This is a genomic window from Arthrobacter sp. AL12, from assembly GCF_029960645.1.
GTDB lineage: Bacteria > Actinomycetota > Actinomycetes > Actinomycetales > Micrococcaceae > Arthrobacter.
In genome coordinates, this window is record NZ_JASBQY010000016.1 from 1 (window position 1) to 16,149 (window position 16,149).

General features: G+C 69.3%; 14 protein-coding genes. 1 reads left to right on the forward strand and 13 read right to left on the reverse strand.

Features of this window, described 5'->3' with window-relative positions:
- Positions 1-293: 293 nt before the first annotated feature.
- Entirely contained in the window at positions 294-635 is a 342-nt protein-coding gene (locus QK291_RS15185; RefSeq protein WP_282383390.1) for a YciI family protein, read from the forward strand.
- 33 nt (positions 636-668) lie between these two features.
- Here QK291_RS15185 and QK291_RS15190 read toward each other — a convergent pair whose 3' ends face one another.
- The 13 genes from QK291_RS15190 to pyrR all read right to left on the reverse strand — a co-directional run bounded on the left by QK291_RS15190 (position 669) and on the right by pyrR (position 16,068).
- Positions 669-2,834 carry a primosomal protein N' gene (locus QK291_RS15190; protein WP_282383392.1) on the reverse strand — a complete coding sequence of 722 codons (2,166 nt, stop codon included), beginning with the start codon at positions 2,832-2,834 and terminating at the stop codon, positions 669-671.
- Positions 2,835-3,021: 187 nt separating this feature from the next.
- A complete protein-coding gene (metK, locus tag QK291_RS15195; protein WP_282383394.1) occupies positions 3,022-4,257 on the reverse strand; it encodes a methionine adenosyltransferase in 1,236 nt (411 codons plus the stop codon).
- Between the two features lie 77 nt (positions 4,258-4,334).
- Positions 4,335-5,615, reverse strand: a complete 1,281-nt coding sequence (locus tag QK291_RS15200; protein ID WP_282383396.1) for a bifunctional phosphopantothenoylcysteine decarboxylase/phosphopantothenate synthase — start codon at positions 5,613-5,615, stop codon at positions 4,335-4,337.
- Between the two features lie 26 nt (positions 5,616-5,641).
- A complete protein-coding gene (gene rpoZ / locus QK291_RS15205) occupies positions 5,642-5,902 on the reverse strand; it encodes a DNA-directed RNA polymerase subunit omega (protein ID WP_282383398.1) in 261 nt (86 codons plus the stop codon).
- Between the two features lie 39 nt (positions 5,903-5,941).
- Positions 5,942-6,514, reverse strand: a complete 573-nt coding sequence (gene gmk, locus QK291_RS15210) for a guanylate kinase (protein WP_282383401.1) — start codon at positions 6,512-6,514, stop codon at positions 5,942-5,944.
- A 23-nt stretch (positions 6,515-6,537) separates the two neighbouring features.
- Positions 6,538-6,873 carry an integration host factor, actinobacterial type gene (gene mihF, locus QK291_RS15215; protein ID WP_282383404.1) on the reverse strand — a complete coding sequence of 112 codons (336 nt, stop codon included), beginning with the start codon at positions 6,871-6,873 and terminating at the stop codon, positions 6,538-6,540.
- 176 nt (positions 6,874-7,049) lie between these two features.
- On the reverse strand, positions 7,050-7,931 hold the full coding sequence (gene pyrF / locus QK291_RS15220) for an orotidine-5'-phosphate decarboxylase (RefSeq protein ID WP_282383407.1): 882 nt from the start codon (positions 7,929-7,931) through the stop codon (positions 7,050-7,052).
- Between the two features lie 4 nt (positions 7,932-7,935).
- Entirely contained in the window at positions 7,936-11,268 is a 3,333-nt protein-coding gene (gene carB / locus QK291_RS15225; protein ID WP_282383410.1) for a carbamoyl-phosphate synthase large subunit, read from the reverse strand.
- Positions 11,268-12,554: a glutamine-hydrolyzing carbamoyl-phosphate synthase small subunit gene (gene carA / locus QK291_RS15230; RefSeq protein ID WP_282383412.1), complete on the reverse strand. Its 1,287-nt coding sequence runs from the start codon at positions 12,552-12,554 to the stop codon at positions 11,268-11,270. The genes carB and carA overlap by 1 nt, the downstream gene beginning before the upstream one ends.
- Positions 12,535-13,053 carry a hypothetical protein gene (locus tag QK291_RS15235; RefSeq protein ID WP_282383416.1) on the reverse strand — a complete coding sequence of 173 codons (519 nt, stop codon included), beginning with the start codon at positions 13,051-13,053 and terminating at the stop codon, positions 12,535-12,537. Before QK291_RS15235 ends, carA begins: the two co-directional genes overlap by 20 nt.
- Positions 13,053-14,429: a dihydroorotase gene (locus tag QK291_RS15240; RefSeq protein WP_282383418.1), complete on the reverse strand. Its 1,377-nt coding sequence runs from the start codon at positions 14,427-14,429 to the stop codon at positions 13,053-13,055. Before QK291_RS15240 ends, QK291_RS15235 begins: the two co-directional genes overlap by 1 nt.
- Complete coding sequence (locus QK291_RS15245; protein ID WP_282383420.1) at positions 14,429-15,472, reverse strand: aspartate carbamoyltransferase catalytic subunit; 1,044 nt, start codon at positions 15,470-15,472, stop codon at positions 14,429-14,431. The genes QK291_RS15240 and QK291_RS15245 overlap by 1 nt, the downstream gene beginning before the upstream one ends.
- A complete protein-coding gene (gene pyrR / locus QK291_RS15250; protein WP_282383422.1) occupies positions 15,469-16,068 on the reverse strand; it encodes a bifunctional pyr operon transcriptional regulator/uracil phosphoribosyltransferase PyrR in 600 nt (199 codons plus the stop codon). Before pyrR ends, QK291_RS15245 begins: the two co-directional genes overlap by 4 nt.
- Positions 16,069-16,149: the final 81 nt, after the last annotated feature.

Sequence of the window (16,149 nt, forward strand, 5' to 3'; positions counted from 1 at the left end):
TTCCATACCCCCATGACATCACGAGCCACCGACATTAAATGATGAAGCCGAACGCAGTGCAGCGAGACGGCTTTAGGGACCAAGCCCGGATGAAACTCGTTCATGGAGTTCAGGCTCTGCGGACGCTTTGACCGTGCGCACAGACGGTACCGCTCTAGCAAGTTCTGCGGGTCGGGCGCGACGCTCTACCTTGACCACCCGTCGGGCTTCGGAGCCCTAATCGTTCCGGGCATCAGAGCGGTGCCGCAGAGACGAGCCGGCGGATGGTGCCCCCGGAGCAGAGGAGTCCTCGAATGACGAAGTACCTGATTTCGTTCCCCGGTGAGGCCATGGTTTTCCCCGAGGAGGACTTCGAGTCGGTGGTCGAAGCCTCGCATGCCGTCATCGACGAAGCCAAGGCGGCAGGCGTGTACGTCTTCGGCGGCGGCATCGATGAGCACGTGGGCCCGGTGCTTGTGGCCGGTGACGGCACCGTCACCGAGGGCACGTACCCGGGCCACCAGGTGCCCAACGGCGGCTACACCGTTCTCGAGCTGCCCTCCCGGGAGGCGGCAGTCGAATGGGCCGCCAAGATCGCCGCCGCCTGCCGCTGCTCGCAGGAGGTCCGGCAGTTCCAGTACGACCCGGCCAGCTGACGAGGGCAACCTCATTCAGAGTCGACCTAGAACCTAGAGCACGTCCACGCCGTCGAGCCGCAGCTGGACCGGGTCGTCGGTGCGTTTTGCGGCAGCGGCGACCTTGACCGCGCGAAGCACCCGGGTGACTTGTGCGGCCTGGGCGTAGGGGATGAACAGCAGCGTCCGCACGTCCTCGTCGGCGGCCACCCCGGCTTTTCCCTGGGATCCTGTCGGGCCGGGGGCGCCGGCCAGCACGAGGGGGGCCGGGCCGGCGGTCCGCAGCACGATCCCCTGCGGGCCCAGCTGCTGCTCGACGGCCTGCCCGAAGTGTCCGACGGCTGTCCTGCCGCCGGTGATGGACGCGACCCGGACAGCCGGCGGCAGCTGCAGTTCCTGGCGCAGGGACAGTTCCCGCTGGGCGTAGCCGGCAGGGTCCCAGCGCAGCAGGGCCCCGACGCCGGCTGCGTCGTCTGCGGTGATGACCACCAGGCCGCCGTCACCGGCAGGCCGGACCAGGGCCGCGGCGTTGAACCAGCGCCGGACGGCGTCCTCCCCGGCCCGCAGGTTCTCCCGCCGCAGCAGCGAGTCACCGTCCAGCAGCAACGCCGCCGCGTAACCGCCGGCCGCAACAGGCTCCGCGCCGACCGTGGCAACGACCAGGGCTTTCGAATCAGGAACCGTGGCCAGCACACGGTCCCCGGACGAGGTGATGACCGGCTTGCCCGGGAACGCACGGCCCAGTTCCTCGGCCGTGCGCAGCGCCCCGGTGGCGCCCCGCCGGAGCCGGACCCCGTTGCACGTCCCGCAGCGCCAGGCCGGTGCCGGCGTCGAACACCACCGGCACTGCGGCACGGCCGAGCTCCCGCTGGCCCCGGCGATGGCCAGCGGCCCGCTGCAGGCAGTGCAGCGCGCCGGTTCCCGGCAGTTGTCGCAGGCAAGCGACGGCGCGTAGCCCGCCCTGGCCACCTGGACCAGGACCGGGCCGCGTTCGAGCCCGTCCTTGGCGGCGCGCCAGGCGGCGCCGGGCAGCCGGGCAATCCTGGCCAGCGGATCGTGTTCGAGTTCGTAGCTGTCGGCGGTGTTCAGCACCCGCGGAACGGTCCGGCGGGCGACGGCGCGGTCCGCTTCCACCGGCCACGCCCACCCGGCTTCGACGAGGCGCTGCGTTTCGGTGCTCCGGGTGTGCCCGGCGAGCAGGCACGCGGCGCCCTCCTGCTCGGCGCGCAGCAGCAGGACCTCGCGGGAGTGGGCATAGGGTGAGCGCTGCTCGATGTGCAGGTCGTCGCCGTCATCCCAGCAGACCACAAGGCCAAGATTGTGGACCGGCGCGTAGGCGGCGGAACGGGTGCCGACGGCGACCCCGGCGGCGCCGCTGAGGATGCGCAGGAAACTGCGGTAGCGCGGGGTCTGGCCGTCGTCCGCGGTGAGCCGGGCGACGTCGCCGGCCGGCAGGAGCTGCAGGAGGGCAGCTTCCACCCGGTCCAGGTCCCGGTAGTCGGGCACAACAACGACGGCGCCGCGGCCGGACTGGCGGACGGCCGCCACGGCCTCGGCAATCAGGCGCGGCCAGCCCCCGGGACCGTAGCCCTGGAGCGCGCCGAGCACGGCCCGCGGCGACTCCCCGGCGTTGAGGTGCTGCAGGAAGGCCGGGCCGTTGCGGTACGGGGACCAGCTGGAGGCTTCCAGGCCGGCAGGGACGGCCGGCCCCGCCCCGTTGTCGGCCCCGTCCGCGAAGAGGGCCGGGTCCAGGACCCCCTCGGGGGCGAGGTCCTTCTCGAGTTTCGCCATCCGCGGCGGCACGGCGACACGGAGCACATCGCTGACGTTGCCGGCGTAACGCGCCGCGACCCGGTAAGCGAGATCCGCAACGGACGCCGTCAGCACCGGGACCGGAGAGGCGACTTTGTGCAGCGGGACGAGGGGGTGCCCGGCGTCGGATTCGCCCACCCGTTCGATCAGGTATCCGGCGAGTTCCTGGCCGTTGAACTTCACCTTCACCCGCACACCCGGCTGCGCCGCGGCGTCGAGCCCGGCGGGTACGCTGTAGTCGAAGGGCCGGTCAAGGTGCGGAAGGGACGACTCGAGCCGCACCCGGGCCACCGGGAGCAGGTCGGCGAGGGGCGGGCCGGGGGCCGCGGCCGCGGAGGCTGGAAAGCCCTGAAGCAGCGACTGCTGGAAGGGCTCGTCCGGCGCTGCAGCGCCATGGATCGGGCTCATCGCGGGTGTCCTCCCTTCAGCAATGGGTCGGTGCGGGCCCGCCCAGCGCCGGTTCAACAAAGAATAGCCAGGCCGCCGGGATCGGCGGCCTGGCTACAGCACATCACAGGGCAGTGACATTACGTCTGGATGGCCGTCCAAAGCAGCAGTCCGGGACAGCGACGCCAGACAGCGTCGGGGCGTCGTCTCAGGCGTTGAAGAAGGCCTTCAGCGCATCGACCCGGTCCAGCCGCTCCCAGGTGAAGTCGGGATCCTCGCGGCCGAAGTGGCCATGCGCGGCGGTCTTGGTGTAGATCGGGCGCTTAAGGTCCAGGGCATCGATGATGGCCCGGGGGCGCAGGTCGAAGATCTCGGCGATCGCGGCACTGATCCGGGCGGGATCCACGGTCTCGGTGCCGAAGGTCTCGACGTAGGTTCCCACCGGGCGGGCCTGCCCGATCGCGTAGGCGATCTGGATTTCGGCGCGCTTGGCGAGACCGGCAGCCACCACGTTCTTGGCCACCCAGCGCATCGCGTACGCCGCCGAGCGGTCCACCTTGGACGGGTCCTTGCCGGAGAACGCACCGCCGCCGTGGCGGGCCATGCCGCCGTAGGTGTCAACGATGATCTTGCGGCCGGTGAGGCCGGCGTCGCCGACCGGGCCGCCGATGACGAAGGCACCGGCCGGGTTCAGGATGTTCCTGGTGCGTGAGATGTCAAGGTTGGACAGCGCCATGACCGGGTCCACGACGTGGGCGGCGAGGTCGGCGCGGAGCTGGTCCAGGCTGGCGCCCTCTGCGTGCTGGCTGGAAATCACCACGGTCTCGACCGAGACGGGCCGGTCGCCTTCGTAGCCCACGGTGACCTGGGTCTTGCCGTCGGGGCGCAGGTAGGCGAGTTCGCCATTCTTGCGGACCTCGGTGAGCCGTTCGGAGAGGCGGTGCGCGAGCCAGATCGGAACCGGCATGTAGGAGGGGGTCTCGTCGCTGGCGTAGCCGAACATCAGGCCCTGGTCGCCGGCGCCCTGGAGGTCGTAGTCGTCCTCCTGGCGTCCCTCGCGGGCTTCGAGCGAATTGAAGACGCCGCCGGCGATGTCGTTGGACTGCTGCCCGATCGAGACGGACACGCCGCAGCGGGCGCCGTCGAACCCGTTGGCCGAGGAGTCGTAGCCGATGCCGAGAATGGTTTCCCGGACGATCTGCGGGATTTCGACGTAGGCGTCGGTGGTGACCTCGCCGGCGACGTGGACGAGCCCGGTGGTGGCCAGCGTCTCCACGGCTACCCGGGACTCGGGGTCCTTGGCCAGCAGGGCATCGAGGATCGCATCGCTGATCTGGTCGCAGATCTTGTCGGGATGGCCTTCGGTCACCGACTCGGACGTGAAGAGCCGGAGCGATGCGGGCGTGGACCCGTGAAAGTCAGGGATGTGCAGCGGTAAAGTCACTCAACTACCTTACTGGTTGGAAAACGGACGTCCGGCGTCGTGTGTCCCTGTGCTAAGGAGACGTTGCTTACGCCGGTTCAGGCAGGCGGGACCACCCGGCTCAGCTCGGCGCTGATGCGGTCGATCACGGCAGCCGCAACGTCGGACTTGGAACCCGACGCCTCTTGGGGTTCGGAGCCGGCACGGGAAAGGATGACTACGGAGTTGGTGTCCTCGCCGAAAACCTTGTCCTGTCCCACGTGGTTGACCACCAGCAGGTCGCAGGCCTTGCGGCGGAGCTTGGCGGCGGCGTAGTCCAGGACGTCGCCGTCCGCGTCGCCGGTCTCGGCCGCGAATCCGACGATCAGCTGGCGGCGGGAGGCAGCGTCCCGGGTCTCGACGAGCTCGCGCAGGATGTCCGGGTTCCGGACCAGCGAGATGACGGGGTCGGCGACGTCGTCGCGCTTCTTGATTTTCGTCCCGGAAACATCCGCCGGGCGGAAGTCCGCGACGGCGGCGGCCATAATAATGACGTCGGAGTCGGCGGCGGCGTGCAGGGCCGCCTTGCGGAGTTCCAGGGCCGTCTCGACGTTGACGACGTTCACGCCGGACGGCGGCGGGACGTCCATGTGGGCGGCCAGCAGCCGGACCTTGGCGCCGGCGTCGCGGGCGGCGGCGGCCAGCGCCACCCCCTGCTTTCCGGAGGAACGGTTGCCCAGGAACCGGACGGGGTCCAGGGGTTCGCGGGTGCCGCCGGCGCTGACCGTGACGGTGAGCCCGGCCAGCGGACCCGGCGCTGACGACAGGACGGCGTCCGACGCCGGCAGCGGCGCCGTCGCGGGCACCGGCGGCGCACCGGCGAGGGCCAGGGCAGCCTCGAAGATGGCCTCGGGCTCCGGGAGCCGGCCCGGTCCGGAGTCCGAACCGGTCAGCCGGCCGGAGGCGGGCTCCAGCACGGTGATACCCCGGCTGCGGAGCGTCTCGACATTGGCCTGGGTGGCGGGGTGCTGCCACATCTCGGTGTGCATGGCGGGGGCCATCAGCACCGGGCAGCCGCCGGCCATGAGGAGGGTGTTGCTCAGCAGGTCGTTGGCCTGGCCGGTGGCAGCACGTGCCAGCAGGTCGGCGGTGGCGGGGGCCACCACGATCAGTTCGGCTTCGTGGCCGAGGCGGACATGGTTGACCGTGTGCACCTCGTCGAAGACGCTGTTGCTGACCGGATGCCCGGACAGCGCCTCCCACGTGGCGACGCCGACAAAACGGGTCGCGGCCTCCGTGGGGATGACGGTGACGTCATGGCCGGCTTCAGTAAAAAGCCGGAGGAGTGACGCCACCTTGTAGGCGGCTATCCCTCCCCCGACTCCGAGGACTATGCGCACGTGAGACCCCGCCTGCGGCTGCGCAATTACTCTGAAGGTTCGATCGGCGTGGAAACGAGCTTGCCTTCGTTGATCTCGCGCAGCGCGATGGACAGCGACTTCTCGTTCAGCTTGGTGTCGACCAGCGGGCCGACGTACTCGAACAGGCCCTCGTGCAGCTGGGCGTAGTACGCGTTGATCTGGCGGGCGCGTTTGGCGCCGAAAATTACCAGTCCGTACTTCGAATCGGCGGCTTTCAGCAGCTCGTCGATCGGCGGGTTGATGATGCCTTCAAGGTTCGTGGACACGAATTCTCCAAATTCTAACGGGCCGATACGTCCCGGCGCCTAGCGTGGGTTCGGGGTCAGCCCCATGAGTGAAACAAGCTCGTCCGCTGCCCGTCGAACGTCATCATTGATGACGGTGTGGTCAAACTCCGGTTCAGCGGCAAGTTCTAGTTTAGCCGTTTCCAGCCTCTGCTGCTGCTCCTCCGCTGTTTCCGTGCCGCGGCCCACCAGGCGGCGGACCATTTCATCCCAGCTCGGGGGCGCCAGGAAGACAAACTGGGCCTTGGGCACCGCCTTCTTGACCTGCCGGGCGCCCTGCAGGTCGATTTCCAGGAGCACCGAACGGCCGTCGGCGATCGCGGCGTCCACCGTGCTGCGCAGGGTGCCGTAGCGGTTGCGTCCGTGGACCACGGCCCACTCCAGGAGTTCGCCGTCCTCGACAAGGGAATCGAATTCCTCGGCTGACTTGAAGAAGTAATGCACGCCGTCGACTTCGCCGGGCCGTGGGGGCCGTGTGGTCGCAGAGACGGAAAGCCAGACGCCAGGATAGTTGTCCCGGATGTAGGTGGACACGGTGCCTTTGCCAACAGCCGTCGGGCCGGCGAGGACTGTCAGTCCCGGTTTCTTGCTCACATATTCCTTCGGGCGGGGTTGGGTCAGCGCGGCGGACCGGGCTGTTTGTCGTCTATAAAATCTACCAGCGCCCGGCGCTGGTGGATTCCCAGGCCGCGGACCCGGCGCGACGCCGCGATGCCGAGCTGGTCCATGATGGCCGCTGCGCGCACCCTCCCGATGCCGGGAAGCGCCTCGAGCAGTTCCACGATCCTCATCCGCGCGATCGCGTCGTCGGTCTCCCCGGCGCTGAGCAGCTCCGCAATGGACAGCTCCCCGGTCTTGAGCCGGTCCTTGGCAGTGGCCCGGGTGGTCCTGGCCGCGGCGGCCTTGCCCAGGGCATCGGCACGCTCCTGCGGAGTGAGGGGTCGCAGACTCACTGAATGCCTCCCTGCATACTCGGCGGACCGCGCAAACGGCCCGGCCGGACGGGCCGAACAGCACCCGGGCCGGTGCCGCGGACTTGTCCTGAACCTACCGTCTTGGCGAGGCAGAAATCAATGGACAAGTTCAGCGTCGCCGCCTTGTGTCCGCCGGGTACTCTTCGCGACGCCCCCTACGCCGCCCGCAGCTCCTCAAGGGTCCGCTGGGCGGCATCGCGCAGGTCCTGGATCCGCGGACCGGCGCCGAGGATGTCACGGCTGGATGTTCCGAGCACCTGGCCATAGGCGCTCCCGAAGGTGCGGCGCAGATCCGCGGCCGTGGCGCCCTGCGCGCCGAGGCCCGGGGCGAGGATCGGGCCGCGCACCGCGGCGAGGTCCAGGTCCAGGTCCGTGAGCGCGGAGCCGACCGTCGCGCCGACGACGAGGCCGGTCGAGCCCAGCTGCGCGCTGTCTTGATCGACGCCGTACCGACGGTTCTCCGCGGCGGCGGCCCGCACGATCCGGCGGGCCACGGAGTCCGCCCCGCCGACGTGCTGCACGGACGCGCCCTCCGGGTTGGACGTCAGCGCCAGGACGAAGACGCCGCGGCCGGTCTGCGCCGCGAGGTCCAGGGCCGGGCGGAGCGATTCGAAGCCCAGGTAGGGGCTCAGCGTGACCGAGTCGGCGGCCAAGGCGGACCCGTCGCGCAGCCAGGCGTCGGCGTAGGCGGCCATGGTGGAGCCGATGTCGCCGCGCTTGGCGTCGGCAATGCTCAGGACCGAGGCGTCCGCTGCCGCGGCGAGGGTGCGTTCCAGCACGGCCATGCCCGCCGAACCATGCCGTTCGTACAGCGCCACCTGCGGCTTGACCGCGGCAGCGATAGACGCCACCGCCTCCAGGACGGTGAGCGAGAACCGCTCCAGCCCGGCGACGTCGTCGTTCAGTCCCCAGCCGCCCAGCAGCGCCGGGTGCGGGTCGATCCCGACACATAACGGACCGCGGTCCGCCATGGCCCGGCCCAGCCGGTAGCCGAAGGACTCCCGGCCGGCCGTGCCCGCGGTGGCGCCCCCAGCCATGCCGTCAGCCGGCATTCTGCGTAACCCGTTCCTGCGCGACCCGTTCGTGCGACGCGACGAGCGCAGCGGCGTGCTCCTGCAGGCTCGTGACCGACCACTCGTAGGTGCGCAGCGCCTCGATGGCCTGGACGGCAGCGTTGAACTCGGCGACCGTGGTGATGCACGGGATGCCGATCGAGGTAGCGGCGGCGCGCAGCTCGTAGCCGTCGCTGCGGGCCTCGCCGCCCGAGGGGGTGTTGAAGACCATGTCGATCTCCCCGGCGATGACCAGATCGGCGATGGTGCCCTCGCCCTCGGCGCTGGAGCCCTCGGCGACCTTCCGGACCGGGGTGGCCTGGATGCCGTTGCGGCGCAGCACGTCGGCGGTGCCGCCGGTTGAGACGATCTCGAAGCCGAGGTCGGAGAGCCGTTTGACCCCCATGATGACCGAGCGCTTGTCCCGGTTGGCCACGGACACGAAGATTTTGCCCTCGGTCGGCAGCGCGTTGTTGGCGGCGGCCTGGCTCTTGGCGAAGGCGGTGTCGAAGTGCTTGTCGATGCCCATGACCTCGCCCGTGGAGCGCATTTCCGGCCCGAGCAGCGAATCCACGACCTTGCCCTCCGGGGTGCGGAAGCGGCTGAACGGCAGCACGGCTTCCTTGACCGAGACCGGGGCGTCCAGCGGCAGCGTGGAGCCGTCGCCGGATTCCGGGAGCATCTTGTAGGCCGTGCGGAGCTGGTTGACGGTGACGCCGGTGCCGATCAGGGCAGCTGCCTTCGCCATCTGCACGCCGGTCGCCTTGGAGACGAACGGCACCGTGCGGGAGGCCCGCGGGTTGGCCTCCAGGACGTAGAGCACGTCGGAGGCCAGGGCGAACTGGATGTTGATCAGGCCGCGGACACCCACGCCCTCGGCGATCGCCAGCGTCGCGGCGCGGACCCGCTCCAGCACGTTGTTGCCCAGGGTGATGGGCGGCAGCACGCAGGCCGAGTCACCGGAGTGGATGCCGGCCTCCTCGATGTGCTCCATGATGCCGCCGAGGTACATCTCGGTGCCGTCGTAGAGGGCGTCCACGTCGATCTCGACGGCGTCCTCGAGGAACCGGTCGATCAGCACCGGGTGCTCGGTGGTGATCTCGGTGGCGTTGGCGATGTAGCGCGAGAGGTTGGGCTCGTCGTAGACGATCTCCATGCCGCGGCCGCCGAGCACGTAGGAGGGGCGGACCAGGACCGGGTAGCCGATCTCGTCGGCGATCTTCTTGGCGTCCTCGAAGGACACGGCGGTGCCGTTCTTCGGCGAGATGAGGCCTGCCTTGTCGAGCACCCGGGAGAAGGCGCCGCGGTGCTCGGCGAGGTCGATCGCTTCCGGGGAAGTGCCGAGGATCGGCACGCCGGCGTCGGCGAGCTGCTGGGCGAGCTTGAGTGGGGTCTGGCCGCCCAGCTGGACGAAGACGCCCATCACCCCGCCGGTGCGCTCCTCGGCCGCGATGACCTCGAGCACGTCCTCCAGGGTGAGCGGCTCGAAGTACAGCCGGGTGGAGACGTCGTAGTCCGTGGAGACGGTTTCCGGGTTGCAGTTAACCATCACGGTCTCGTAGCCTGCCTTGCGCAGCGCCATCGAGGCGTGCACGCAGGAGTAGTCGAACTCGATGCCCTGGCCGATCCGGTTCGGGCCGGACCCGAGGATGATGATGGACGGTTTGGCGTGCAGCGCGACCTCGTCCTCCTCGTCGTAGGAGGAGTAGTGGTACGGGGTGTACGCGGCGAACTCGGCGGCGCAGGTGTCCACGGTCTTGTAGACCGGGCGGATGCCGAGGGCCTGCCGGACGCCCCGGACGACGTCTTCGGAGTTGTGCGTCAGGGCGCCGATCTGTTCGTCCGAGAAGCCGTGGCGCTTGGCGCGTTTCAGCATCTTCGGGGTCAGCGCGGCGGCCTTGCGGATCTCGACGGAGATCTCGTTCAGCAGCTGGAGCTGGTCCAGGTACCAGGGGTCGATCTTGGTGGCCTCGAAGAGCTGCTCCACGGTGGCGCCGCCGAGCAGGGCCCGCTGGACCTGGTGCAGACGGTCCGTCGTGGGCCGCTTGGACTTCTCGATCAGCTCCGCGACCTCCCACTCCGGGACGTGGCTGAAGTCCAGCTGGGAGCCCTTCTGTTCCAGGGAGCGCAACGCCTTCTGCAGGGCCTCGGTGAAGTTCCGGCCCATGGCCATGGCCTCGCCCACCGACTTCATGGTGGTGGTCAGGGTGGGGTCCGCCGCCGGGAACTTCTCGAACGCGAAGCGCGGGACCTTCACGACGACGTAGTCCAGGGTCGGTTCGAAGGACGCCGGGGTCTTCTGGGTGATGTCGTTCGGGATCTCGTCGAGGGTGTAGCCGAGGGAGAGTTTGGTGGCGATCTTGGCGATCGCGAAGCCGGTGGCCTTGGAGGCCAGCGCGGAGGAGCGGGAGACGCGCGGGTTCATCTCGATCACGACGACGCGGCCGGTGTCGGGCTCGACGGCGAACTGGATGTTGCAGCCGCCGGTGTCGACGCCGACTTCGCGGATGACGGCGATGGAGATGTCGCGCAGGCGCTGGTACTCGCGGTCCGTCAGGGTCAGTGCCGGGGCCACGGTGATCGAGTCGCCGGTGTGCACGCCGACCGGGTCGAAGTTCTCGATGGAGCAGACGACCACGACGTTGTCGTTCTTGTCGCGCATCATCTCGAGCTCGTATTCCTTCCAGCCCAGGATGCTCTCCTCGAGCAGCACCTCGGACGTGGGGCTGTACTGCAGCCCCTGGCCGACGATCCGGCGGAGGTCGTTCTCGTCGTAGGCGAGGCCGGAGCCGAGGCCGCCCATGGTGAAGGAGGGCCGGACGACCATCGGGTAGCCGAGGTCCTCGGCGGCGACCAGGGCCTCGTCGATGGTGTGGATGATGTGGCTGCGGGCCGACTCGGCGCCGCATCGTGCCACGACGCCCTTGAACTTCTCGCGGTCCTCGCCAAGTTCGATCGCGGCGATGTTGGCGCCGATCAGCTCAACGTTGTACTTCTCCAGGACGCCGTTCTTGTCCAGGGCGATGGCGGTGTTCAGGGCGGTCTGGCCGCCCAGGGTGGGCAGGAGCGCGTCGGGGCGTTCCTTGGCGATGATCTTCTCGACCACCTCGGGGGTGATCGGCTCGATGTAGGTGGCGTCGGCGAACTCCGGGTCGGTCATGATGGTGGCCGGGTTGGAGTTTACGAGGATGACGCGGAGGCCTTCCTCCTTGAGGACGCGCAGTGCCTGGGTGCCGGAGTAGTCGAATTCGGCGGCCTGGCCGATCACGATCGGACCGGAACCGATGACCAGGACGCTCTTGAGGTCAGTTCTCTTGGGCATTACTTCGTATCCTCAGTCTTGGATTCGGGGGCAGTCTTTGTGTCTGTCTCTGTCTTTGAAGAAGCGTCCGCCATCAACTCGATGAAGCGGTCGAAGAGGTAGGCGGCGTCGTGCGGCCCGGAGGCGGCCTCGGGGTGGTACTGCACCGAGAACGCCGGGATGTCCAGGCAGGACAGGCCTTCGACGACGTCGTCGTTGAGGCTCACGTGGCTGACCTCGACGCGGCCGAAGCGTTCCTCGGGGGCCTGCGTCGCGCCGTCGAGCGGGGCGTCGACGGCGAAGCCGTGGTTCTGCGAGGTGATCTCGACCTTGCCGGTGCGGCGGTCCATCACCGGCTGGTTGATGCCCCGGTGGCCGTAGCGCAGTTTGTAGGTGCCGAAGCCCAGGGCCCGGCCCAGGATCTGGTTGCCGAAGCAGATGCCGAAGTAGGGGATCTTCTCGTCCAGGACCGAACGGAGCAGCTTGACCTGGTTGTCGGCGGTGGCGGGGTCGCCCGGGCCGTTGGACATAAAGAAGCCGTCCGGGTTGACCGCCTGGACGTCGGCCAGGGTGGCGGTGGCCGGCAGAACGTGCACCCGGACGCCGCGCTCGGCGAACCGGATGGGGGTCATCCGCTTGATGCCGAGGTCGATCGCGGCGATGCTGAAGCGCGGCTCGCCGTCCCAGCCCCAGTCCCTGGGCTCCACGGTGTAGGCCTGGTCCACACTGACTTCCTCGGCCAGGCGTGAGCCTTCCATCGGGGCACTCGCCAGGACGGTGTCCACGAGTTCCTGGTCCGTGGCGCGGACGGCGTCGCCGGAGAAGATCCCGGCGCGCATCGTCTTGTGTTCGCGCAGGTGGCGGGTGATCGCGCGGGTGTCCACGCCCTGGATCCCGACAATCCCCTGCTCGATGAGTTCATCGTCCAGGGATCGTTCGGAGCGCCAGTTGGAGGCCCGGCGGGCGGCGTCGCGGACGATGTAGCCGGCCACCCAGATCCGGCGGGACTCGGCGTCGTCCTTGTTCACCCCGGTGTTGCCGATGTGCGGGGCGGTCTGGACGACCAGCTGGCGGGCGTAGGAGGGGTCCGTGATGGTCTCCTGGTAGCCGGTCATGCCGGTCGCGAACACGGCCTCGCCGAGCGCGGTTCCGGTGGCGCCGTAGCTGGTGCCGCGGAAGATCCGGCCGTCCTCAAGGACGAGGGCCGCCGGGGTGGATGCTGCTGCTGTTGCTGCTGCTGTTGCTGAAACTTCTGTTGCTGAAACTTCGTAGGAGTCCGTCACGTCGTTACTTTCCACTATCGGCATCGGCCTGAGGGGCCGCGGGGATCAAATCTTGCAGGGCGTTGAGGAGGGTGGTCTTGTCTTCGGCGTGGCGGGTGCGGAAACCGGAATCCAGTTCACGACTGCCGAGCATCCAGCTGAGCACCAGCAGTCCGTCCTTTTCGACGAATTTGCCGGCCATGCCGCTTTCCTGCCGCACGCCGGTGAGGCTGGCGGCGGGGATGAAGACCGGGCCGGCGCCGGAGCGGTCAAAGAGCACTCCCTGCGGGTGGACGCTGAGTTCGGCGTTGGTGCGGATGCCCAGATTGTGCACCGCGATGCGGTCCAGCCAGTCGCCGGCGGTGGTGGAGGCCACGTACTGGCCGTCGGCGACCGCCAGGGCCGCGCCCAGTTCCGCCGGGATCTCCGGCAGCGGGTCGACGTCGGCCTGGCGGCGCAGCCGGTTCCGCCAGCCGACCGCCAGCAGGGCGAAGATGCCGGTCGCGAGGGCCAGCATGATCATGAAGAAGGGCAGCTTGTCCATCAGTTGCGGCCCGCCGCCGCGGCGCCGGGCAGCTCGGTGTTTTCCGGGAGCCACCGGTACGGGGTGTTGAGTTTGCCGTCGAGGACGGTGGGGTGGCCCTTGAAGAATGTCGCCACCACCTTGCCGGGAAGTTCCCGGCCGGCAAACGGAGAGTTACGGCCCATGGTTGCCATCTTAGAAGGGTCCACGGTCCAGCGCGCAGCCGGGTCCACGAGTGTGACGTTGGCGGGTTCGCCGGCGTCGAGCGGGCGGCCCTGGTCCTCCAGCCGGCCGATCGCGGCGGGCGCCGTGGAGGTGACCCGGGCGAAGTCCGCCCAGCCCATCAGCCCGGTTTCGATCATGGTGTGCTGCACCACGGACAGCGCGGTCTCCAGCCCGGTCATGCCCATGGCGGCCTGCGCCCACTCGCATTCCTTGTGCTCGCTCGGGTGCGGGGCGTGGTCGGTGCCCACGACGTCGATCGTGCCGTCGGCCAGCGCCGCGCGCAGGGCCTGGACGTCGGCGTCGGTGCGCAGCGGCGGGTTGACCTTGTAGACCGGGTCGTAGCTGCGGGCGAGCTCGTCCGTGAGCCAGAGGTGGTGCGGGGTGACCTCGGCCGTGACGTTGACGCCGCGGGACTTGGCCCAGCGGATGATCTCCACGGATCCGGCCGTGGAGACGTGGCAGACGTGCAGCCGGGAGCCCACGTGCTGGGCGAGCAGCACGTCGCGGGCGATGATGCTTTCCTCGGCGACGGCGGGCCAGCCGGTGAGGCCGAGGACGGCGGAGACCTCGCCCTCGTTCATCTGTGCGCCGGCGGTGAGCCGGGGTTCCTGCGCGTGCTGGGCCACGACGCCGTCGAAGGCCTTGACGTATTCCAGTGCGCGGCGCATCAGGACGGGATCGTGGACGCAGATCCCGTCGTCGGAGAAGACCCGGACGCGGGCCCTGGAGTCGGCCATCGCGCCGAGTTCGGCCAGCTGCTCCCCCGCGAGGCCGACGGTGACGGCGCCGACCGGGCGGACGTCCACCCAGCCGGCGGTGCGGCCAAGGGTGAGGACCTGCTCAACGACGCCGGCGGTGTCCGCCACCGGGGTGCTGTTCGCCATGGCATGCACGGCCGTGTAGCCGCCCAGTGCCGCGGCGCGGGTGCCGGTCTCGACCGTTTCGGCGTCTTCGCGGCCGGGTTCGCGCAGGTGGGTGTGGATGTCCACCATGCCGGGCAGGGCGACGAGCCCGGCGGCCTCGATGACGGTCGCGCCGTCGGCCGGCAGGTTCTGCCCTCGTTCGGCGATGATCCCGTCGCGGATGAGGAGATCTTCAGGGGCTCCGCCGAGGATGGCGGCGCCGCGGATCAGGTAGGCGCCGGTGCCTGCGTCCTGCTGCTGTGATGCCATTAGTGGCTCTCCTTGGTGACGAGGGCGGAGGTGTGCCCTGCGGGGGTGGAATGGGTGGAGTTCGCCTGGTGCGCCGGTTCGCGGGTGTCCCCGGAGAGAAGCAGGTACAGGGCGGCCATGCGGATGGACACGCCGTTGCGGACCTGGGCCAGAACCGTGGAGCGGGGCGAGTCGGCCGCGGCCGAGGAGATCTCCAGGCCGCGGTTCATCGGCCCGGGGTGCATGATGATGGTGTCCTTGAGGCCCAGGCTGTCCAGGGCCCGGAGCCGGGTGTCGTCGAAGCCCCAGCGGCGCGAGTATTCGCGGGTGGTCGGGAAGAAGGAGGCGTTCATCCGTTCCCCCTGCACGCGCAGCATCATCATCGCGTCGACGCCGCGGGCCAGAGTCTCGTCGAGGTCGTAGCTGACGCTGCACGGCCACTTGTCGACGCCGATCGGCAGCAGCGTCGGCGGGGCGACCAGGGTGACCTCGGCGCCGAGGGTGCGCAGCAGCCAGACGTTGGAGCGCGCCACCCGGGAGTGCAGCACGTCCCCGGCGATCGCGACCCGCATCCCGGAGAGGTCCGCGCCGGCGGACGGGGTGCCAGCCAGCCTGGACCAGTGCCGGCGCATGGTGAAGGCGTCCAGCAGCGCCTGGGTGGGGTGTTCATGGGTGCCGTCGCCGGCGTTGATGACGGCGGCGTCGATCCAGTCCGTGGCGGCGAGGCGGTGCGGCGCGCCGGAGGCCCAGTGCCGGATGACGACGGCGTCGGCCCCCATCGCTGAGAGCGTCTGGGCCGTGTCCTTGAGGGATTCGCCCTTGGAGACTGAGGAGCCCTTCGCCGCGAAGTTGATCACGTCGGCGGAGAGCCGTTTCGCGGCGGCCTCGAAGGAGATCCGGGTGCGCGTGGAGTCCTCGAAGAACAGGTTGACGACGGTGCGACCGCGCAGGGTGGGAAGTTTCTTGACCTCCCGCTCCCCCACGGCCGCCATTTCCTCGGCGGTGTCGAGGATGCGGATGGCGTTGGACCGGCTCAGGTCTTCGGTGGAGAGCAGGTGCCTCACGCGGTGGCCTCGATGACCACTTCGTTGACCGGAACGCCGTCGACCGTGTCCGTTTCCTCAAGCCGGACCCGGACCTTCTCGGAAGAGGACGTGGGGAGGTTCTTGCCGACGTGGTCCGCGCGGATGGGCAGTTCCCGGTGGCCGCGGTCGATCAGCACCGCGAGCCGGACGATGCGCGGGCGGCCGAGGTCGATGATCGCGTCGAGGGCGGCCCGGATGGTCCGGCCGGAGTACAGGACGTCGTCAATCAGCACCACGACCTTGTTGTCGATGCCGGTGCGGGGAAGCTGGGTGGGGTAGGGCGGGCGCATGCCCTGGTGCGAGAGATCGTCGCGGAACATGGTGACGTCCAGCTGGCCTACGATCGCGGCGGGGTCCACGGTGGGATCGGCGGCGGCAATCTTGGCGGCGAGCCGGACGGCGAGGGGGTAGCCGCGGCGCGGGATGCCCAGCAGGACCAGGTCCTGGGAGCCCTTGTTGGACTCAAGGATTTCATGGGCGATACGAGTGAGTGCACGGTCGATGTCCGCCTGGCTGAGTACCACTCGGGTGAGTACAACCTTGGCCGGAACCGGTGCTTCTGGAACAGAAGTCAACGCTCGTCTCCCCTTTCCCCGCCTCACGGGACGGAATTAAAAAAGGACTATTTGCGCTTCCAAATTACCACAGCGGGGTTG